The sequence below is a fragment of the Anabaena sp. 90 genome (assembly GCF_000312705.1).
Classification (GTDB): Bacteria; Cyanobacteriota; Cyanobacteriia; order Cyanobacteriales; family Nostocaceae; genus Dolichospermum; species Dolichospermum lemmermannii.
Genome location: NC_019440.1, coordinates 1 through 20,025, shown reverse-complemented (window position 1 = coordinate 20,025; position 20,025 = coordinate 1). Strand labels below are relative to the sequence as shown.

19 protein-coding genes are annotated in these 20,025 nt (G+C 37.4%); 11 read left to right on the top strand and 8 right to left on the bottom strand.

The genetic code is table 11. From position 1 onward, the window contains the following. The first annotated feature begins 187 nt into the window (after positions 1 to 187). The 6 genes from ANA_RS23365 to ANA_RS23335 all read left to right on the top strand — a co-directional run bounded on the left by ANA_RS23365 (position 188) and on the right by ANA_RS23335 (position 4,723). Complete coding sequence (locus ANA_RS23365) at positions 188 to 610, top strand: hypothetical protein (RefSeq protein ID WP_015083744.1); 423 nt, start codon at positions 188 to 190, stop codon at positions 608 to 610. A 3-nt stretch (positions 611 to 613) separates the two neighbouring features. Further along, entirely contained in the window at positions 614 to 1,402 is a 789-nt protein-coding gene (locus ANA_RS23360; RefSeq protein WP_015083743.1) for a hypothetical protein, read from the top strand. Positions 1,403 to 1,555: 153 nt separating this feature from the next. Continuing rightward, positions 1,556 to 2,230 (top strand): hypothetical protein, encoded by a 675-nt coding sequence (locus tag ANA_RS23355; protein WP_015083742.1) that lies wholly within the window; start codon positions 1,556 to 1,558, stop codon positions 2,228 to 2,230. A 70-nt stretch (positions 2,231 to 2,300) separates the two neighbouring features. Then, the gene (locus tag ANA_RS23350) at positions 2,301 to 2,894 is read left to right on the top strand and encodes a hypothetical protein (protein ID WP_015083741.1); all 594 of its coding nucleotides are present in this window, start codon (positions 2,301 to 2,303) and stop codon (positions 2,892 to 2,894) included. A 171-nt stretch (positions 2,895 to 3,065) separates the two neighbouring features. Then, a complete protein-coding gene (locus ANA_RS23340) occupies positions 3,066 to 4,487 on the top strand; it encodes an ATP-binding protein (RefSeq protein WP_015083740.1) in 1,422 nt (473 codons plus the stop codon). 2 nt (positions 4,488 to 4,489) lie between these two features. After that, positions 4,490 to 4,723, top strand: a complete 234-nt coding sequence (locus ANA_RS23335) for a hypothetical protein (protein ID WP_041458717.1) — start codon at positions 4,490 to 4,492, stop codon at positions 4,721 to 4,723. Positions 4,724 to 5,572: 849 nt separating this feature from the next. Here the strand turns inward: ANA_RS23335 and ANA_RS23325 are convergent. After that, positions 5,573 to 6,586 carry a hypothetical protein gene (locus tag ANA_RS23325; protein ID WP_015083738.1) on the bottom strand — a complete coding sequence of 338 codons (1,014 nt, stop codon included), beginning with the start codon at positions 6,584 to 6,586 and terminating at the stop codon, positions 5,573 to 5,575. A gap of 228 nt (positions 6,587 to 6,814) precedes the next feature. Between ANA_RS23325 and ANA_RS27220 the strand changes: the two genes are divergently transcribed. From ANA_RS27220 to ANA_RS23315, 3 genes are all read left to right on the top strand, one after another. Further along, the gene (locus tag ANA_RS27220) at positions 6,815 to 6,979 is read left to right on the top strand and encodes a hypothetical protein (RefSeq protein ID WP_015083737.1); all 165 of its coding nucleotides are present in this window, start codon (positions 6,815 to 6,817) and stop codon (positions 6,977 to 6,979) included. A gap of 66 nt (positions 6,980 to 7,045) precedes the next feature. Further along, a complete protein-coding gene (locus ANA_RS23320) occupies positions 7,046 to 7,276 on the top strand; it encodes a hypothetical protein (protein ID WP_015083736.1) in 231 nt (76 codons plus the stop codon). Positions 7,277 to 7,495: 219 nt separating this feature from the next. Continuing rightward, entirely contained in the window at positions 7,496 to 8,491 is a 996-nt protein-coding gene (locus ANA_RS23315; RefSeq protein WP_015083735.1) for a tyrosine-type recombinase/integrase, read from the top strand. 117 nt (positions 8,492 to 8,608) lie between these two features. Here ANA_RS23315 and ANA_RS23310 read toward each other — a convergent pair whose 3' ends face one another. Then, a complete protein-coding gene (locus ANA_RS23310; RefSeq protein WP_015083734.1) occupies positions 8,609 to 11,686 on the bottom strand; it encodes a UvrD-helicase domain-containing protein in 3,078 nt (1,025 codons plus the stop codon). Between the two features lie 469 nt (positions 11,687 to 12,155). Here ANA_RS23310 and ANA_RS26805 point away from each other — a divergent pair, with 469 nt between their 5' ends. Together ANA_RS26805 and ANA_RS23305 are read left to right on the top strand one after the other, a co-directional pair. Further along, positions 12,156 to 12,317, top strand: coding sequence for a hypothetical protein (locus tag ANA_RS26805; protein WP_015083733.1), 162 nt, complete (start codon positions 12,156 to 12,158; stop codon positions 12,315 to 12,317). A gap of 246 nt (positions 12,318 to 12,563) precedes the next feature. Then, a complete protein-coding gene (locus ANA_RS23305) occupies positions 12,564 to 12,920 on the top strand; it encodes a hypothetical protein (RefSeq protein WP_015083732.1) in 357 nt (118 codons plus the stop codon). Between the two features lie 520 nt (positions 12,921 to 13,440). Here the strand turns inward: ANA_RS23305 and ANA_RS23300 are convergent. The 6 genes from ANA_RS23300 to ANA_RS23280 all read right to left on the bottom strand — a co-directional run bounded on the left by ANA_RS23300 (position 13,441) and on the right by ANA_RS23280 (position 19,862). Then, positions 13,441 to 14,148 (bottom strand): hypothetical protein, encoded by a 708-nt coding sequence (locus ANA_RS23300; protein ID WP_015083731.1) that lies wholly within the window; start codon positions 14,146 to 14,148, stop codon positions 13,441 to 13,443. Between the two features lie 165 nt (positions 14,149 to 14,313). After that, positions 14,314 to 17,580 (bottom strand): DUF3987 domain-containing protein, encoded by a 3,267-nt coding sequence (locus ANA_RS23295; RefSeq protein ID WP_015083730.1) that lies wholly within the window; start codon positions 17,578 to 17,580, stop codon positions 14,314 to 14,316. Position 17,581: 1 nt separating this feature from the next. Then, positions 17,582 to 17,731: a hypothetical protein gene (locus ANA_RS26800; RefSeq protein WP_015083729.1), complete on the bottom strand. Its 150-nt coding sequence runs from the start codon at positions 17,729 to 17,731 to the stop codon at positions 17,582 to 17,584. A gap of 1,426 nt (positions 17,732 to 19,157) precedes the next feature. Then, positions 19,158 to 19,400, bottom strand: a complete 243-nt coding sequence (locus tag ANA_RS23290; protein ID WP_015083725.1) for a hypothetical protein — start codon at positions 19,398 to 19,400, stop codon at positions 19,158 to 19,160. After that, on the bottom strand, positions 19,393 to 19,587 hold the full coding sequence (locus tag ANA_RS23285) for a hypothetical protein (protein WP_015083724.1): 195 nt from the start codon (positions 19,585 to 19,587) through the stop codon (positions 19,393 to 19,395). Before ANA_RS23285 ends, ANA_RS23290 begins: the two co-directional genes overlap by 8 nt. Before the next feature lie 86 nt (positions 19,588 to 19,673). Then, complete coding sequence (locus ANA_RS23280) at positions 19,674 to 19,862, bottom strand: plasmid partition protein ParG (RefSeq protein ID WP_015083723.1); 189 nt, start codon at positions 19,860 to 19,862, stop codon at positions 19,674 to 19,676. Between the last annotated feature and the right edge of the window lie 163 nt (positions 19,863 to 20,025).

Below are 20,025 nucleotides of genomic sequence, written 5' to 3'. Positions count from 1 at the left end.
GGATAGTGAAGCATTTTTACAGCTAACCAGGTAATACAGCTAACGCAAAAATACCTATAGTGCGACTAAATGCACTCCTAACACCCTTGCTTATACGCTATATGCGTAATACAAGAACGTAGGATGTGTATTGCTTGCACTGCAATTTTGCAGATTACAGATAACGGATAACGCAACTATTAAAACTATGGAGAATGAACGGACTATCTATGAAACTGTGATGGGAAGTAGGGTTAATGATGTTCATTGGTGGAGAACCAAAAACACCATGAGAACCGCAGAATTACCCCTAACAAAGTCAGGGTTTGAATTGTTTATTGCACTTCGTAAAACATCCCCCCGCTACTTTTCCCAGTATCACAAAATCAAAGGTCAAGTATCAAAAGTTGAATCAAGTATTGGTGAAGGTTGTACGGGGGAACAGTTCATAAACCTACTGGAAAAATTAGAGATTGTACCAAATAAAGGAACTATCAGCAGATGGTTCAAAACAGCAGGGGGATATAAAGCAAAGGCATTTTACGCTAAACAGGTTTTAATTCCCATCTGTGCAGTAGCACTTATCTATAAAGCAAAAGTCCAGGATTCTAAATTATCAAAGGTAGCGTAAATCATGTTAACCACAGTTGCAAAACGTATTCAAACAAGCCTAAAACGTAAAGGGGTAGTAGCTACGTCAGGAGACATTAAAGATTACCTGAGAGCTAATGTAGGGAATATTGAAAACATCACCAAAGAAGAGGAAAATAACGCTACTAAATACTTCCTATCTACTGCCACCAAATTAACCGTAGTTAGTGACGACGTACCCACAGAACAAACAGAAGTAGAGGAAACATTCAGCAGCGCAGGTGGTGAACTTGGAAACATTGCAGAACCTACACAGATGGAACTGGAAACATTAACCAGTGAAGATGTAGACATAGTAAACAGTGTAGACAATGCTATCAATACAGCATCTATACAGGATATAGATAGCATTGATTTACACACAAATGAAGCTGCTTTAGATACTGAGAACCAAACAGCTTTAGCCACTGCCACCAAATCAGAATTAGTTGCTTCTACTGCGGGGGAATTGGGGATAGTTCTCAACACTGGAGAAATTGAACTGATAGCCCAAAACGTCAATTACTCATCTGATGATTTACAGGAATCACTAGAAGAAATAAAGAGCGCGATTATTGCTTTTGTCCGTCACAAGATAGCGTTAAACTCCCAAAAGATTGGTGAAACTTTAGAGGAAATAACCCAAGTAGCTACCGATGGTTTTAACCAAAACTCCCAACAATTAACCGACGGACTACAGAACATAAACAAACAGCTACAGCAGCAAAGAACCGACTTTAAAAGTAAGGTCAAAGCTACCCTCTCAGTATTCCAACTACCCGCAGCGTCCTAACTTTAAAGTCAAGATTAATCCTATTTGGATAATAGGACTAATTACCGTAATTGCTGGGTTAACTGCTATTGATAGCTTCCGTTTTAATAGCAGTATCCAGAAACCAGATCACCGTTATTTTACTGACCCTAACAACTATCTGGAGTTGAAACCATGAAACAGTTACCACCTGCCAAAGTTCCCAAGCTTAGAAACCACATTCTACCCAAAGGTAAACTACTCACCCAAGTTTTAGGAAAAAAGTTTGGTGTTACCCTTGCTGATTTTGATAAAGCTATGGGTGGAGACATAGCAGCAGCCCAAAAGATAGGAGAATTAGCCCGTCAAGGCAGATTATCCAGTGATTTAGCACCAAAGTTAGCACAAGCTTATCTAGAAATTATCAACGGTTCAGAAGCTTATAACAAGGCAACTGCTGACATATTATTACAGGCTGGGAAGTCAGCGATCGCCATTGACAAAGCTGCTAGTCAAGTAATGTTAGGACAACAAAAGTATGTTCACCAAAGGCAAGAATTAGCACAGGAATTTGTACTATCCAAAAATACCGAAAATACTCGTCATAACTACCAGATGAACTACACCCAAATTAAGGGATATGTAGATGCTCACTTGGTAGGAGTAGATCAACAAGTTGCAATTTTGGAACAGTCAAACCGTCCCGAAAATAAACAAATAGCTGCTGATGAACAGTTGCAATCTAAGCAGATTAGTGAAGCCCTAGAAAAGGGTGAAAATGCCCGTTATGACTTGATTCCTGAGAAACAATACCACACACCAGGATTCAAAGAAAGATTTATGCAATTTAAAGCAGCACTCGGATTTTAAACCGTAATTAAAATACCCCTACCAACGGCTAATTGATAGGGGTAATCAGGTCATTATTTTTACTACTCCTATGCTAACACAATCACCCAATGATTTAGACAATATTCTTGATAGTGAAGAAACACCGCTACAGGGTGAAACAGTCCGTTATTTAACTCACATTGAAAATAAGCTGTATGCAGATATTCAAGCGAGAAAACGAATAGATAGCGGTTTATTATTTTTGGCTTGTCAAATATCATCATGTTCTCTCAGTTGGTTGTTATTTAACCTACAGGTGACGCTAACAATTATTCAAGTTTCTTCAGCAGTAGTAAGTTTGTTACCCGGACTGATTGACGTAGGAGACTCTTTTAATTTTTCAATCAGTTCTGACTCATGGGAATTTAACTTAGGTCAAAAACCACTGATAGGGATAGTTAAACTCGCCATTGGTGGTGCTGTAAGTTTTAGTGGTACATCTAAAATCACATCTGAAATTATCCAGACTAAACAAGCGATCGCTCAAACTTATCAAGAAATTAGAAGTAGTGAGGGGTTAAGTTTTCAATTACCAGATATGGGGATGAGTTTATTGATAGCGTTATCTGGAGTTGCATTACTAGGAATAGTTAAAAAGTTTTCTAACACTAATAATAATCAGGAGAACAATAGTAATGATTAGGTTCATTAAGTCACTTATTAAATTATTTATCAGTGGTTTAGTTACAGCTATATTTTTAAACTACCTAATCACGGGATTTGTAGACATTGTATACAACATTAATTCAGTCTTGATATGGTTTCATAAGTCCGGTATGGGTGCATACATCAGTAAATTATTTGGAGGTAGATAATGCAAGAAATACAGGAATTTAACCAACAAATAGTTAAGCAAAGACGCAGTTCTAGTATCTTGGTAGGTATTTTACTAGCATCTGGTTTCATTGCTTCAGTGCCGATGTTCTCAGATAGCATCAAGCACAACGAAACCCTGTATTGCTATGTGAAAGATAATTGTAGAGGCTACAATATTAAACGCGGTATCAGCTTTTTAGTTGATAGAGAACGCAGAAACCAATTATTTGATGAGAATATTAAGGTAGTTAAACTTTTACCACCTGAAGACCCTAAAGCGGTTAATTTTGGGTTATGTGCTAGTTTGTTTCTGTTATCTGCTTATGGTGTGAGCAAAGCATTAACTGATAGTCAAGAAAAATCAATACATTCTCAGTTTAAGTTGCTTAAAATCAAAGCACTGGAGACGGATATCATAGAACAAAATCACATTGATTTATTTGGGTTCTCCAAAAGTAATCAGGCGGAAATAACTAAACAAGTCATAGCCCGTCAAACTCAGGAAACTATACAGCAGCTAAAGTCAGAAGGGGAACTACAGTTAGATCATCTTAATGGACAATTGCAAGGTCAATTATCCCTAAAAGGTCATCAACTCCAGTTGTCAGAACTTGATAAGGAAACTGCTAAAAACAACCTTGAGACTTTAGAGACTAACAGGAAGATTGACAAGTTAAATAAACCAGTCCAGGACGCTAAACAACCTACTCCCAATGAAGAATTAAAGAATAGTTTGGTTGAAGTTTTGAAGGGTCACGAGGACGGCTGGTTATGGACTGTAATCAAAGCAGCTAAACCACTGTGGATAATTGGAGAACAGGGAACAGGGAAAACTAATACATCTGTAGCGATCGCACTAATCAGAAAATATTGCTTAAATATCCCAGTTTATCGGATAGCTGATAGACATTTGAACGGTGCTAATAGCAAGGTTTGGAAGTTGCTAGAGGCACAGCTAAAAGCTGATAATGATTCAGCTATCATTGAAGCTTTACAGGATACCTACGAACGCCGTTTAGAACGGATAGGTCAAGATTTGGATGATAAGCAAGCTGAACAATTCCTACTTGATGAATTTACTCACCTCAAGGATATTGATAAAGAAACTGTACAACGGTTTATTAAATCTACATTCTCAGATACTCGCAAAGCTAAAGAACGGTTTATTGGTGTTACCCACTTGGGGACTAATGAAGCCTTTGGGGAAGGTACAGATGCAATGAGAAAAGCTGGTAGTATATTGATTGAGAAATTTACAGCAGATGGGGATAAGCCATTATCTAGAGTAGTTATTAAACACGGTTTAGTTGATGCACAAGGCAATAAACTCAAGGACGTTGAGTATACATTACCTAAATGGTTTGAAGCTAATAAAATCTATCAGCATTTTCATGGTAAACCTATGATTTTTGAGGAATAACTATGAAACTATCAGAACAGTTCAAACTTAAAATACAAGATTGGGGACTGCTTTATAGAGAGAATGAACATGGTTTTTATCTCTATGGTAATTTAGCAGATGGTATGCAATTATACAGGTATTTTACCAATGAAGACGACGCGGATCAATTTATGAGAGATGGTTTATTTTTTTGCAATGACGGGTTATGGGATAAGTACATTAATAAGCCACCGTCAAGCTGTTTAAACTTCTGACTTTTCTTCCCCTGCTCCCAGCATTTTCCCTCAAGGGTATAATTCTTTCTGCATATATATATCTTAGGGAATATTTTTAGTAAATTTTGTTGATAATACAGCTAAAAAAAGCATTTGTTCTGCATATATCTTAGGGAATATTTTTAGTAAATTTTGTTGATAATACAGCTAAAAAAAAGCATTTGTTACGAAAAAACTTAGATAAACTTGGTTTAAATCGTTGTAACTCCCAATTCTTCGAGATAAAATACATGGAGTAATCGTGAATATCAGGAGAATTAACAAAAATAACCTTTTAAAATGAGTACGAATCATTTTAAAAGGTTATGAATCGAACGCAGCATAAGTCATTGGTACTTCCGCCACCGATTATGTGCGCCCTTCTGAGCCTAGTTACTTTCTTTAATCTGAGTACGAATCAGAGTAAATTACAAAACCTGGAGTCGTTTGTGAAATTTATTAAATCCCAGCCAAAGTGCCAGAACACCATTAATTCTAGCATTAGTAAACGAAAGCCAAAACCCCTCTTCCCACTTGTCACGAAGTGGAGTGGATGGGTTCTTGGCATATTAATTGCCTTCAACGTCTTTTTTCAGCACAATGTTGAAGTAGTTCGGCTAATTCCGTTGGTTAATGTACTTATTCAAGCACCGGAAACAAAAAAGTCTAGTACCGATAATCACTCTGACAATGATCCTCGCGGCAATTAGCACCCTTTATTAGTAGTTATTACAAGCTATCACACCCCGTTAATTAGCTTGACTGTAACCTATTGATAAGGATAAAAAACACCCCTAGCTGATTGGTTAGGGGTGTTTTATTTGGGGCTATGAACTGAGATACAAAACGCTATTTTATTCCTGTGATTAAAAAACCTTTACCCTCACTGCCTGACAACATAAAACCTGCACTTCTTAATATTGCGGCCGTCTTTCTAATTGTGCTGCCCTTGCTGTCAATTTCCTGTTTAATCAAAGACTCTAATTCCCCTTTGTTGTTAGCTAAATTGCTCTTGCAGACTGCACCCAAAAACTGAGAAGTCAAGATGTTATGAGTTTGGGGGATTAGTCCCAGTAAAATTAAAATCTTTTCTTGTTTTTCTGACACTACCAAAATAGATCCGTCGTGCAGCATGATTGTGGGTTTGTCTTCCCCCGTCGTCATTGGTAATAGATCATTGGTGCTTATAGAGTCAATGAGATCGCTATCTTCTCCAGTTTCCTCTACTGGTAATTGGTAATTAATGGGGGCTGAAGACGGGTCATTAATTGGTGATTGGGAACTAGGAACAGCAGCCGGGGGGACTAATTTTAATTCCTGTAGCTGGGATTTTAGATCCTGTAGTTCCTCTAGCAGCCCGTTGAATTGACCCATCATAGCTTCGTAGGAAGTAGAGATACCTTCGGTCAGCTTCGCTATCGCCTCACTAATCTTCCCATCTGTTAATGAATCATCTATACGGTTGTCAATATCTTGTATAGATATCGTATTGAGATCAAGATGATTCTGTATAGATTGGTTAATCTTTTCATCTATACGGTTGTCAATATCTTGTATAGATATCGTATTGAGATCAAGATGATTCTGTATAGATTGGTTATTGTCCATTGCTTGTATAGATGAATTGATTTTCTCATCTATAATTTTTTCTATATCTTGTATAGACAGCTTAGGAAGATTGTCTATATTTTGGGGTGTAGATTGGGGGACATTATCAACGCCACCGGAACTTACTACACCTTGAATATATTGGATAATCAAGGCACTAGCGTTAGTTTGTTTATTTTTAGCTATATCCTTAAATTTTCCCCACAGTTCCTCATCTATCCTAAATGTAGCTAAAAATCCTTGTGGTTTAGTCATAATCTATATTGCATCTATACAACATCTATAATCTAACATATTATCTAGATAGCATCTATATAATTATCTTATATCATCTAGACAATTATCTAGATTATTCATATAGATTACATCTAGACAAACATCTATATTTAATCTATATTGAATATAGACAAAACAAAAGACGACCGCCACTCCTGAGAAAAGTACAGCGATCGCCTTTCATTCAAAACCAATGAAGGAATCTATATGACAACTTTAACACAGCCCAAGCCCAAAACCTTCACCCTGACCTACTTTGATGGAGAATTTGATGCTCTAATCGGACTTTTGCCACAAGTCACAGAACTAGACAGCCCTTACTACCAAGGCTATTTAGCAGCATCCTTAGAACATGATTTAGTCCCCTTCTAATCCCCCAATTCCCCCGCAGGGGGGAACTCCACACCCTCGTACACCACACTAGAAGGAACTAAAATCATGACATCACAACACAAAAACCGAGTTAAAACCTTACTCCGTCAAGTATTCTGGCAATTAGATGATTGCAGCGACCGCGAACTTACACCAGCATTAATCAGACAGTTCCTAGCTAACAACGTCCCTCACACCTTATTAGAACCATTTGCCATAAACATAACCGGGGGTGACTGGTGGGAACGGATAGAGCAATTAGTTTGGATGTTCATAGAAGCTAGAAAACACGCTTAACCCACTACTCACTACAAATAATTCAATGTAGTATATTAACCCTCTGTACATCTAAGAGGGTTTCGAGCAATTAGTTTGGATGTTCATAGAAGCTAGAAAACACGCTTAACCCCACTACTCACTACAAATAATTCATGTAGTATATTAACCCTCTGTACATCTAAGAGGGTTTAATTAAAAGCAAGAGTTCTCGAAAATAACCATTATAGATACCGCAAAATGGAAACTGATATACTATCTATAGAAGTCTTAAATGCTTCTCTTGATGCCAAAGTTGGCACAAGCTTTTCTCACACTCTTAACACTGACCCAGACGTGCTATCTCAGTTACTCGCTGATAAACGTTCCGTTAATACCCAAAAAGCCTACGAGAAAGATATCAATGATTTCTTTAAGGTGATGACGGGTAAAGTTCCTACTCCTGATGTTGTTTTAGAGTTCCTCCACCTAGAACAAGGTCAAGCTATGGCTGTGGTTCTCAAGTACAAGGCACACCTAATCCGCAAGGGTCTAAAGGAAGCCACTGTTAACCGTCGTCTTGCTGCTATCAAAAGTTTGGTGGTGACTGGCCGCAAGTTGGGGGTTTGTCACTACAGTTTGCAAGATGTTCAATCTGAACGGGTGCAAAAATACCGCGATACTTCTGGGATTGACCGTCATACTTTTGAGTTAATTCTGAATCAGTGTGATTTGACCACCCCCAAGGGTAAACGTGATTATGCTATTCTGCGTCTGCTTTGGGGTAATGCCCTCAGACGGAATGAGGTTTGTCAATTAAATGTGGGGGATTTTGACCCGGAAACTAAGACTCTCAGGATTTTAGGGAAGGGACGGGGGACGCAATCTGAGGTGATTGATTTGGGTGTGGGGACGGTAGCAGCTATTTCTCAATGGTTGGAAACTAGACCAGGGGTGAAGGATAATTCAGCTTTGTTTGTGTCTGTGGATTTTGCTAATGCTGGAGGTCGTCTGACTGGGGATGGACTGAGAAAAATGTTGGTGAAGTTGTCTGAACGGGCTGGGATTAAAAAGCAAATGTCACCACACAGGGTCAGACATAGTGCTATTACTGCGGCTTTAGATGCTACTGATGGTAATGTTAGGAAGGTACAAAAACTCAGTCGTCACCGGAAATTGGATACCCTAATGATTTATGATGATAACCGTCACAAAGACCAGGGGCAAATTACTGATTTACTTGATGGGATGTTTTAATTCTAAAGTTTGGGAATTTTTGACGGCTTTTATCGGGTAAAGACAAGGCTTTGGGCGATTACTCTAATTTCTTAGCGTACAAAACTCCCAAATTGGCACAGTTTAGCTAAATAGAGTTTATAAGGCAGAAAAATTATCAATTACCGGAGTACATAAACCTTGAGTAACACGATAAACCGCTAATTCATTTTCCTCATCGTCACAAAACCTCACTTCAATTCCTACAGCTTGAGAAATCCAATTTGCGTTATTGAAATATTGTTGAACTGAAAAACCTTCTGCTGGATAGGTGCGACACCAAGCAGGCCAAACCTCTGGTTTCCAAATATAGCCTTCGGCTTTGAGCAAGTCTTTAATTGCAATAGTACCGTTGCTACCTTTACCATCCTGATTACCAATTTTAACAGTAATGTACCGTATAGTCCCCACACCAATAAAAGTTTGATAATCTGACCAATTTAATACAGAAATTTTTGTTCTGCTGTTTAATTCGTCAAGAAAAGGTGATGAATTTTTACTTTCTGTGATAATAAATAAAGTTTCAACTGCACGAGTTAAAGCCACATAAAATAAACGTCTTTCTTCATTTACTACAGACTCAATGCTATCACCAAAGACACGGGTAAACATTAAATCAGGATGTATCAAGGGATAACAACGAGGAATAGCATCAAGTATTATAACTACATCTTTTTGAAGACCTTTATATTTGTGTGCAGTTGATATAGTTACTGATTTTTTTGATTCTTCAGGAAGGTATGAGCGCACTAATTCTAAAAAACTATCAAGTGTACCATTTTTATATTTACTCCTTTTATTTTGATAATTCACATACCAAGGTAAACTATTTTTTCGACTGAGTAATACTACTTTTTTACCTTGTTTAATAGTCTTGTTAATTAGACGTAAGATAGCAGGTGTTATATTGTCCCCAGAATAATTTTCTTGCTCTGTGGGAGTTGGTTCAAAGCTAGACATATCAGCAATATTAACTATTCCAGGAATCTTTTTATCAGCGCGAGCAGGAGTACCCAAACCTTGCATTAACTTATTACCAATATCAACAATAGAAGTAGCTGAACGGTAATTTGTAGCTATATTTAATTTATGTGATGGCTGGAAGAATTGGTGAAAATCCTGATAAAATCGGAGGTCAGAACCAGCGAAACCATTAATAGATTGCCAGTCATCACCAACGCAGAAAAATAGTGCTTGAGGATTTTGCTTTCTGATGGCTTCTATTAGATTATAGAATAGTTCCGAAAAGTCTTGATATTCATCAATCATGATGTATCTGAGACTTTTTAAATCACCAGTTCCTAATCTACGGCGAAATATAGTTTGTCCTGATGCAATTACCTCTACAGCTTTTTGCATTAGTCCATCAAAATCTTCTTCACCTCTATCCTCAAGACATCTTAAATAGGATTTATAAAATCTATATGCTAAATTCAAAAATTGTTCTTCAATCTTACTCACACATTCGTGTTTAGAAATAATTTTTCTTAACTCTTCTGAAGTTAAAGAAAGTTTACGGCATCGTTGAATAAATCCTTTTACTACTGTCGTAAATCTATCTATTGATCTATCTTTTATCCTTGACCAAATTGTTTCTTCACTCAGTCGGTTACATTGAATACCTAAATTTTCTAACTTATCCTTGAGTAATTCACAAAAAACTTCTGCTCCTTGATCTTTAAGAGGTCTTGGTGATAATGCTATTAACTGCCAGTTGGGACGATTTGCCCAATACTCTCGCTTTTCATGGGACATATCATCATAATCTGGATCTCCTTCTAGTCCAAAATATTCAATAACTATTCCCTGTTTTTCTCCAGTCAATATTGTAAAATCAGGACGGTAATTTATGCCATTCCACCAAAAGTTACGCTCATATTTGTATTTAATATTATGTTCAAATAAAAAGTTAGCAATTAGTTTTTCACCAAAAGATTTATAGTAGTTACCATCAATTCCTTCTCTTGGTAATGAGCGACGATAACGAAGCATTTCTTCTGGAGTTTTATCATACCCACCTGAAATTATGCGCTCCCAGTCTTCATGAAATGCTGCCATCATCAAATCGCGTATTTTTGCATAAAATATTGTGTCGCGTAAGTAATCATCAATTACAATCTGTAAAGCGCGGCTTTGGTTCTGTTCTCCATCTGGTTCATCAAAAAGAATATTTTCGGGATGAACTAAGGCATAAGCTAAGGCATGGAAAGTCATTGCATGGGGAACAGAATTTTGTAATTGTAACTTTAGACGTTCTCGCATTTCGTCTGCTGCTTTGCGATTGAAGGCTAAAAGTAACATTTCCCCTGGTGCAATACCACAATGTTTCTGTAAAAATATTGCTCGATTGACTAAGGTTGATGTTTTACCACTACCAGCCCTAGCTATTACTTGTACATGATTTTCAATAGTGCCAATTGCTGCTGCTTGTTCAAGGTCATGAGAGAAGTTTAAATTTGTTTTTACCCAATTTTGTATGTACTTTGATTTTTCAGATTTATATTCTTGAAATGATATGTATTCAGTACAATGAAGTTGATAAAAGTTGTCGGCATTAAAAAAGTTGTTTTCAAATTCGTCTTTTATGTTTTCTAGTAAAGATAGTTTTTTGATCTTCCTTCTTTCAGTTTCTAATCTTTGAGCCTCCCGTCTTTCTGCTTCTCGTTTCTCTGCTTCCAGTCTTTGAGCCTCCCGTCTTTCTGCTTCTCGTTTCTCTGCTTCCAGTCTTTGAGCCTCTTGTCTTTCAATTTCTCGCTTTTCTGCTTCCAGTCTTTCAGCATCTAGCCTTTTTTTGTCTTCCTCAATTTCTATTAATGGAAGTATATCTTCCAGAAAAAGTGGTGGTGATATAATATTAAATTGTTTAACAAACATCCATTTTTTATATTTGACACTAAATTCTGTATCATAATTTATTTCGATTAATATTTTTGTTTCTTTTTTTATATTGTGTATTGCTACAACTTTCCCTTGGGCATAATATTGAACTAATTTTTTATCTTCTTGATGAATATTATTTTTTAATGACTTAGCTGCATTTTTATATCGAATATAATATATAACCGTTTCCTCAAACCGACTAACTTCTTTTCCTATTAGAATCTTCCAGAGGTTATCATGATCACCAATAACCTCTGCAAACTTTTGAACAGTATCAATCTGTGAACTGCTATCCATTATATAAAACTATTATCTCATCAGCTACTTCTTCAAGTTTATCCTGATAGGGTAAAGACAAGATACGCGCAAAACTTATCATGATGTAAAGTTCTGTAAGGAATCTGTGGACGGACGGACAAATTGACGGACGTTAAAAGATTAAATTCCCAAACCTTGATAGGTCGGGTGGTTGTGGCGTTGGGGTTAGTACCACGATTCCTAGTACAACGACTGACTTCTGATGGACAAGCGTTATGCTGAAACTTGGTTAATAGGTTAGATGTGCTTTTGTCAGTGGATGAACTAACCCCGGTGGCAAGTTAGCAAGGTATTGGATATGTAATTACCGAACATTTATTAGTGTTAACCGTATCAATTCTTAGTTAATTTTCTTTGGAAAGCTTGAAACCCTATATTTATCGTTGATGGACGCTGGACGTGACGTTATTTAGCTAGGAACTTTAACGTCAAGTTAATTAGGTGAAATATGCTCAAAAATCCATCAATGATTATTACTGTTCTATTATTCTCCACTTTTGGTCTTGCATTAGCAGATCCAAACTTTCGAGATGAGTTTGGTAGTATCGCTAAAGTCAGCATTCCAGCTTTAGTAACATTGGCACAACAAGACCGCAAGAAATCAGAGTAACAGAGCATCCCCAATAGTGAAATTTTTGCTGATTGGGATATTGTGGTGTTTTTCAAGAACATAAGCTAATTTCTATCGTGGTATTATTGCCATGATAGAAATTAGTGTCTAAGCCAAACATTTGTATTGTAGTGATTACAGGTTACTTTACCCCTATAACACCCTTCGTAACTTTACCCTTGGGGGTTATTATCGTGCTATATATGAAGGTATTATCAGATACCCACTTAAACAATTAAAATTGCTATGATCACGATTACTGCTGAAATCTATACTCCCCGTTGGGGTAACAACGACACTTACACTTTTGAATTTGGTGAACAATCCATGAGTGTAAGCATGATTGGTCCAAAAGCAGTTTGTACTTATATTCCTGGTAGAGACCCTGTTTGGTCAGGTGATTCTTTGGAGGGTATTCTTAGAAACAACTTGGTACATCCTCCTGTAAGTTTTCAGGATCTTATTGAACACTTATGGAATTCATGGCGAGATGGTGATATTAATGAGGCTGAACTTAACAAAGAGCTTCAGGAAGTGATTGTATGGCTCAATAAAATCACCAAACTGAAGCCAAAAACCGAGTTTTGGAGTCAGTATTTTTAAGTTAAAAATATTGAACTGATATGTACTCCGTTAAATCAGTTAATATTCATTGTTTCAAACCAGTTCAGCTATGTAAGTCCACACTTGCCCAGGTTTGCCCACATTTTGACATGATTTTTTAAATAAGCAATTATACTTATTAAGTTTATTTTGAAAACTACTTTTGTAGAAGGACAGATTTGACTAGGATTGTCTAGGATTGTCTAGGAATGGCTACATCTGAAAAACGAGCAATTACACCTAGCATTTTGTATTTTACCCACTACTTTTGTAGTGTATAGCGATATCGCTGTACTGCTACTGAACAAGCAAGCTACACAGTCTCATAGAAAATGCAGGTGTAAAACCATCACCCTTGGGCATTGGCACTCTCTAACAATTGCAACGTTGCAATACTAGGTTTTACTAGGGACGATTTTGTATAGTTCGTTTGCTTTAATCAAAGTCAAAATTTTTGAGAAAATTTTTCAAACTCAACCCACGCATTAAATCAATCATCTCCTGACTGCGTAACCCATGCTTAAGAGCATTCATTTTTGACCTTTCCTTTCCCTCTGGAGTTTTTGCTCCGGTACTGTGTTCCCAAGGTTTCCATTTCTGGATCTGCTGTCGTTGACGTTCTCTCGCTTCTAAACTCCACCGGGGCATCGTTCCCTTCCTCCAATCGTTGTTTAAGTTGTTCCTGTTCTACTTGTAGCTGGTTTAGCTGTTGATTTACGTAGGTTTTAATGAATTGACTGGGTTTTTTGGGGTTTTTCAGTTCGTGCAGCAACGCGATACATTTACGCATCTCAGCTTGACACTTGAGGCTTAATTCTGCGAATTCATTAGGAATATGAGGTAATGCTGTCAGCACTTCCCCAGAATCGTACCCAGCGAACTGCTTGCAGCAGCGCTTCGCTATCGCCTTATTCATGAAGTGGGTTGATAGGGAGTTGAGCATAGCTATCTGACTGTGAAGGATAACTTCAATGCTGCTAAAGTCCCCATCCTTGGTTTTTTGGGCTTGTTCCAACACTGAATCAGCGATCTCTTTGATGCTTGAGGCATCCAGTTGACTTTTGCCAATTTTAGCCATGACTTGAGCTTGAGCAAATCCTGGTGTAGCAAAGTGTTGTAAATGAGATTTATCCTCGCTGACATTGATACCTGATTTTTTTAGTTTGGTGACTGAATCACGTTTTTGTTCCTCTGCCATAAGTTTTTCAAGCGAATCTGTTAATCCCATAAATGTTTAAAGTTTGATACTTACTGTAATTGTAAGGTTGCATACATGGTTAACCAATATTCAAATTGGCTATGTTATGGGGATATTTCCTGAGCAGCAACGTTTTTGCAGATGGTATATCCCCCGATCTTAGAAGTTGGGTGAACTGGTAATCAAAAGTCATAATCACACCTTCCCTAACAACCAATCATCAGATTTTCCCCCCGCAATTACAGCAGTTCTATCCTCTTTTTTTCGATTTTTATAGCTGACTGTGCAGGTGAGAATATAGCCCTGCTCGTACTCAATGCTTATGATTGTGGCCTTAACTTTCCATTTATTAGACTCATGTTCCATTGTTGGGTAACAGTTAATGCGATCGCCAATTTGGTATTTTTGACCTTCATTTGTTGACCTTTGTTGACCTTTGTTGACCTTTTCCAAAAAATCTTGATTAGCCACAAAACCTTGACCATCAAAGGTTTCAGGGTTTTGATAATTTTCAAATGTTGACTTTGTTGACCTTTTTGTATCAGGGTCAACACCTTGCTGTGTATGGTTTTGAGGCACATTTTGATCGTCATTTGTTGACCGACCCCAAAATATAGAATTATCTGGAGTCAGATCAGCATGGTCAACGAGGGGTGATTGAAAAATTTTTGGGGTCGGGTCAACAAAATCAATATTTTGACCATTTTCTATTGCCTTTAACCCTTGCTGTATATGGTTTTCAGCTTTTTGATCATTGGTCAACAAAAGGTCAACAAAGTCAACATTTTGATTTTTTTCAAAGTCCTGAACATTTTGCTGTGTATTGGTTTGAGGTGTGTTTAATTTTTTTTCCAAAAGGTCAACATTTTGCTGATTTTGGTCAACAAAGTCAACAGAATAGTAAGTTTTTTCCTCCATTCCTAAAACGCCCCAGTTAACCATCTGGTCGCACATCTTCTTAATTTCAGCAGTGGTTAAGCTTCTTAATCCCTTCACCCCTGCTTTTATTTCTCTAACGGACTTCTTGCACGCTTTTCTATCTAAGTAGTCCTTGATTTTCAGGTAGTCCCCCTCGATTTTTTGTTCAGGGGTAAACAATGCTCTTAGTAGCAGATGTTGGTCAAGGTAAAATTTAACCAGTTTTCCAGCACTTGTTACACATTGCCGATCAATCATCTGCTCCGGGTTTAAGTTCCCAGCTAAAACCGAGTTTGTCAAATGAATCCATAGAATGAAACGACACAAATAACCCTGAATCTTGGGGTATATCGTGTTCCATCCTGCATCGTCAGTTTCATTATTTAGTCGTCTCAACCGGCTGATCAATTCTTGACAAAGTTTTTTTGCTGAAATGGATAGAAAATATTGCTTTTCCGGTAGTTGGGAACATCCTATATATAAATCTTTCAAGGATGTTGAGATGCGAGTGCTTAACCCGCTATCCCCTGCAAACAAATCTAATTCCTTAAACGGAACTGTAACCAGGGAAGGCAACCACCGAGAAAATTCACCTTTATGGTCATCAAATCCTTGCTTTTGAAGAATTGATCTTAATGTTTCTATTTGAGTGTTTCCGGTCTTATTAAATGCAGACTTAGCAACATAAGCAGAATTATCCGAGTTGACTAAATCACGCCTTAATGATCCTCCGTCAAACTCGGATAGTTCCAGTTCTAGATCATCCCCTTGACCATTACGGAACTTATTCCTGCCAGAAATAAACCCGCTCCATTCGTCCCTAAGCTGTAGCAATCCCCTCGGATTTTCACAGTGTAATTTTATCTTGGCCTCTTGAGATAATGCCCCAATGATATAGCGTTTAAGGCTTGGTTTATCCGGTTCTCTGTTGTTTTCCGGGTCTTTTTTAAATGCTATTAATTCCTCTTTATACTGTTCTAATTCCTTTTGGTACTTCTCTCTTTCAATGTTTTCCAATTCCTCCAATGGCTTCACAATTAAACGTTGGGTAGGTGATTTCAGATCCCCCGACTTACCCAATATTAAAGTTTGAAAGATACAAGGCTGCGTATAGCTCTCAGAGGTGTTAATGACAATTGTTGACGATGTACCAATTACTGACCCAACTGCGGGTAACAAAGTGGAAAATAGGTGTTCAAAAGCAGTCGGCATACTATCAGCTTGTTCATGGAGCATAGCTGCTAGATGTCCTCCGTCACCATATAAAAAATCAAAACCATCTAACCTACTTTTTTTGGCATCAAATAGCTTGGGGATTTGAATTTTTTCAAGGTCTTTTTTATCCTGTTCCTGTTCCTTATCTGCTTTGATGAGGTTGTATAAATCTCTCAGTTCCCTGATTGGTTTGTTAGCAGTTCCAGCTAAATCATGCAGTTCTAATTCTGTTTCAACCTTGCTTAAGTCCTTATCAATTATGTCTGCTATTTTGGCTTTTAATTCCTTAGCAGATAGTTTAGTTAAGGTAGGGTGAGGAATTACGTTATTTTGTTTTGGTGATTGTTGCGATCGCTCTTTAACCCCTTGATTTTTCTGCCACGCCTTAATACAATTTTCTATTGCATCATCCGTCAATGTAGCAGTGGGGTTATCATTGCTTGCTGACTTCCAAATAATATCAGCTTCCTTAGTATCCAATGGGGGGGAACAGTGGGAGCAATAGTCATCAAATAGTTGACGTGGATCTCCTTCACATCTATGCCCAAGATGTTGCAATCGGTTAGCAGTTCCTATTAAATTTCGTGCTAATTTTGCTCCTGAATCATTCCTACTACCTTTACCACTGCCATGATCTATTAAATCTCTATCTGTTTTTGACAAGCATTGGTATAGAGGAATATCAGATGATTGGTAATTGGTAATTGGTAGTTGGTAATTGGTAACTGCTGACTTTTCAGGAATGATCCGCCGTAATTCCTCTAGTGTGTATTTTTTTCCAGAATTACGGATTATTTGGGCAACTCCGACAGCTTCACCTGATTTGTTGACGTAAAGACTACCAGCCAATCTCATTACCCTTGACGGGTTTTTGATACTTCTGTCAGCATCGGAAAAATCTAATAAATCAGATTGCAGTTTTGTCCATGTTGGTACATCAACCGATTCAGATAGAACCCAGTAACTATGAACTGATTTTCCCCCGGTGTCCACTTGTAAAGTTGGTTCAGGAAGTTCTAGCGATCGCCACAAATCAGCCTGAACGGACTTATCAATATTGTCATGTTCATAAAAAATGACCCGTCCTGCTGTTATATCGTTGTCAGAGTGTCCACCGGGGTTCACAACTACATAAGCATTAAACCCCTGACTTTGTAGCTGTTCCATCTGTTTAAACTCAAGTCCATCTGCTTTTGTGGCCTTGCTGGTAGATGGATTGATATATCTAATGCCAACTTTATCCCCCCTGCTATATCCCAAAGTCTCCAGATGGAGAGTAGCTGCGGCCTTATCTATTTGGAGGTTGTTAGGAACGAATTGTGCAACCATTTTAAGCAACCTCCAAAGTTTGTATATTTTGAATAATGAACAGGGCAAAATCGCCGGAAATGCCTGATTTTTCTAGCATTTCCAGACTTTCAGTTAATTGACGATCGCTCACCAATGATTGAAGATAGTTAAATCTTTCTTGCTGACTCATGCCCCAAACCCCTTATTTTTCAAGAGTTTGGAACATATCAAAAAAATTTGATTGAATGTACTACGATGTGGTAATGTAGTAGTATATAAATTCTCTAAGATAAATTCCATCAATTTATCTAAGATAAATTCCAATTTGTGATCTAAGATGAGATCACACGATGCACATGACATACGCATTTTTTTTATTGATGTATCCAGTTGTCTTTTCCGCCAAGTCCAGACAACTGGTTGTACTATGAAAACACTAAAACTCCCAGACCTGCTTATTATGCTGCGGTTTGGGAGTTTTGCTGTAGATAGTTATGTATGAACTTACGTATCAATTGGTACGTAGTTGTGCCATTAGCTTGTGCAAGTTCCCTGAATTTTTTCTCATCAGTTGGGGTTAACCGAGTTCTTACTAGAATTTTAGGTTTTTCTGTCATACTTATTTCCTGTAAAGTGATCCTATGATAACAAAATAATCATGGTTGCGATCACTTGTTTTAAAAAAAAGTACATTTTTACTAAAGATTTTTGTTTTCCACAATTTCCACAGCAAGCATCAAGATGTCATGGAGTAAATCTGGAGTAAATCTGTCTGACATACACCAGAATGTAAACGAAGGTGTGCAATCTGTTTGCCAACTACTTGAAAGCACTTGTCAAGCACTTTATTCTAATATTCTTTGTATAGCAAAAAACGGCTGTAGATATTGCCATATAAAGAAAGTAGATATTCAAAATATGGCAATTGTATGACAATTGGCACTAATAAATTTATTCAATTTGTACATACAGAATGAGAATAGCAGGTATACCCGCTATTCGGGACTTAGTGGGATTAGACGGGACTAGCTGGGATGACAAATGGAGTTCCCCAAAATTACGACACATGGTTTGACTATTCAAATCATTTGTCGCAAAACACATTACTTTATCACAAAAAGTCCTAATTAGAAAGATTGACTTTTTTGTCAATATAGTTTGAACGTTGAGATAGTCAGTTTGTTTGACTTTAGATCCAATGATTTACGGGAGTACATGAAACATTATTGTCAAACAATAGGATTTTTCTACTAGCGAAACCAACTAATTATGTAAAATTTTTCATGTTTCGTTCATATCTTCACAAACAATGACAATGGTAATACCTTGCATTCCCAGACGGTTGATCACTCAAAATCTTAAATAGCAAGGCTTTTGGCGAAATTTGGCACAGTCTAATAATTTATTATTTTCCTGCTACCTGTTTTCAATAAATTATTGAGTTGACAAAAATTCAAAAAATCAATATACATTTTTTTGAGGTAGTTTAAGCGATCGCCCCTAAACCCCTATGTATACCCCCTCTCAGGATACATTCTGAGTAGGGTGATATTTTTTTACTGGGGTAGGGAGCGATTCCTACGGAGTGCTTCGCTATCGCAAAAAAAATAAATTATTTAAGCTACAGCTTTGACTGAAATAATCCCCTGACTACACCTTTGAACCAACAACCATCTTTTAGCTTCAGGTTCGAGGGCTGGCATGATACGGAAGTTTAAAACGTCTGCCCAAGTCTCTACTCCGTGACTATTAGCAAATGCTCTTTCAAGTTCTTTAAAGTGTAACCAGTTGCGATCGCTGATAGCACCAAACACCGGAATAAATGTACTTAGCGGTAGTAATGTAGCTGTTTCACTCATTGTCGTAATCCTCAAAAATACAAACTATCGGTAGAAGGTCATCTTCTGTATAGATAACTTCTATTAGCCGTTTACCTGTGTTTCTAGCAATTCGTTTGCAATGATCCTCAGTTGCGGCCATCTTCCAATCTCTAGGTTCTGTAACGGGGTCAAATTTTCCCTTAGAACGTTTGATGTCATCTGCCATGCTGATTTTTACTTAGTTCTTTATTCAGTTTTCAAGGTTCGGAGTTTGGGGTAGCGAACTGCTTGCAGCAGCGCTTCGCTATCGCTCTAACTTGCCTTTGGATTTTGCACTTGTGGATTTTGTGTTGTTGAATTGGGATTTTGCTGTTCTAGCCAATTGAGTATCAATTCCTCCATCACGCTATCCATAGTTCTATTTTGTAAGGCACAGGCAGATTTAAACCTTGCCCGCACTGTTTCAGTTACTCGACCTCTTACAAATACAGATTTTTCCATCTAAAAATATTGTTCATTAGTTTATTGGTTCATTTTATTGCTTATCCCCCTTAATCGTGAAAATAATTTTATGCACTTGTTCACTTTTGCTGTTGTGAGTTATGATAGCACTATAACCTAAAAGTTGTAAATGCCCTACAACCTTGTAAATCCTGTGAGTAAA

Bases quoted from the DNA above. Each gene is read 5' to 3' on its own strand.
- ANA_RS26800 (WP_015083729.1), bottom strand. From the start codon at position 17,731: ATGAGTCAGCAAGAAAGATTTAACTATCTTCAATCATTGGTGAGCGAT.
- ANA_RS26805 (WP_015083733.1), top strand. From the start codon at position 12,156: ATGCTCAAAAATCCATCAATGATTATTACTGTTCTATTATTCTCCACT.
- ANA_RS23295 (WP_015083730.1), bottom strand. From the start codon at position 17,580: ATGGTTGCACAATTCGTTCCTAACAACCTCCAAATAGATAAGGCCGCA.
- ANA_RS23360 (WP_015083743.1), top strand. From the start codon at position 614: ATGTTAACCACAGTTGCAAAACGTATTCAAACAAGCCTAAAACGTAAA.
- ANA_RS23310 (WP_015083734.1), bottom strand. From the start codon at position 11,686: ATGGATAGCAGTTCACAGATTGATACTGTTCAAAAGTTTGCAGAGGTT.
- ANA_RS23300 (WP_015083731.1), bottom strand. From the start codon at position 14,148: ATGGGATTAACAGATTCGCTTGAAAAACTTATGGCAGAGGAACAAAAA.
- ANA_RS23280 (WP_015083723.1), bottom strand. From the start codon at position 19,862: ATGGAAAAATCTGTATTTGTAAGAGGTCGAGTAACTGAAACAGTGCGG.
- ANA_RS23315 (WP_015083735.1), top strand. From the start codon at position 7,496: ATGGAAACTGATATACTATCTATAGAAGTCTTAAATGCTTCTCTTGAT.
- ANA_RS23335 (WP_041458717.1), top strand. From the start codon at position 4,490: ATGAAACTATCAGAACAGTTCAAACTTAAAATACAAGATTGGGGACTG.
- ANA_RS23365 (WP_015083744.1), top strand. From the start codon at position 188: ATGGAGAATGAACGGACTATCTATGAAACTGTGATGGGAAGTAGGGTT.
- ANA_RS23290 (WP_015083725.1), bottom strand. From the start codon at position 19,400: ATGAGTGAAACAGCTACATTACTACCGCTAAGTACATTTATTCCGGTG.
- ANA_RS27220 (WP_015083737.1), top strand. From the start codon at position 6,815: ATGACAACTTTAACACAGCCCAAGCCCAAAACCTTCACCCTGACCTAC.
- ANA_RS23285 (WP_015083724.1), bottom strand. From the start codon at position 19,587: ATGGCAGATGACATCAAACGTTCTAAGGGAAAATTTGACCCCGTTACA.
- ANA_RS23355 (WP_015083742.1), top strand. From the start codon at position 1,556: ATGAAACAGTTACCACCTGCCAAAGTTCCCAAGCTTAGAAACCACATT.
- ANA_RS23350 (WP_015083741.1), top strand. From the start codon at position 2,301: ATGCTAACACAATCACCCAATGATTTAGACAATATTCTTGATAGTGAA.
- ANA_RS23340 (WP_015083740.1), top strand. From the start codon at position 3,066: ATGCAAGAAATACAGGAATTTAACCAACAAATAGTTAAGCAAAGACGC.
- ANA_RS23305 (WP_015083732.1), top strand. From the start codon at position 12,564: ATGATCACGATTACTGCTGAAATCTATACTCCCCGTTGGGGTAACAAC.
- ANA_RS23325 (WP_015083738.1), bottom strand. From the start codon at position 6,586: ATGACTAAACCACAAGGATTTTTAGCTACATTTAGGATAGATGAGGAA.
- ANA_RS23320 (WP_015083736.1), top strand. From the start codon at position 7,046: ATGACATCACAACACAAAAACCGAGTTAAAACCTTACTCCGTCAAGTA.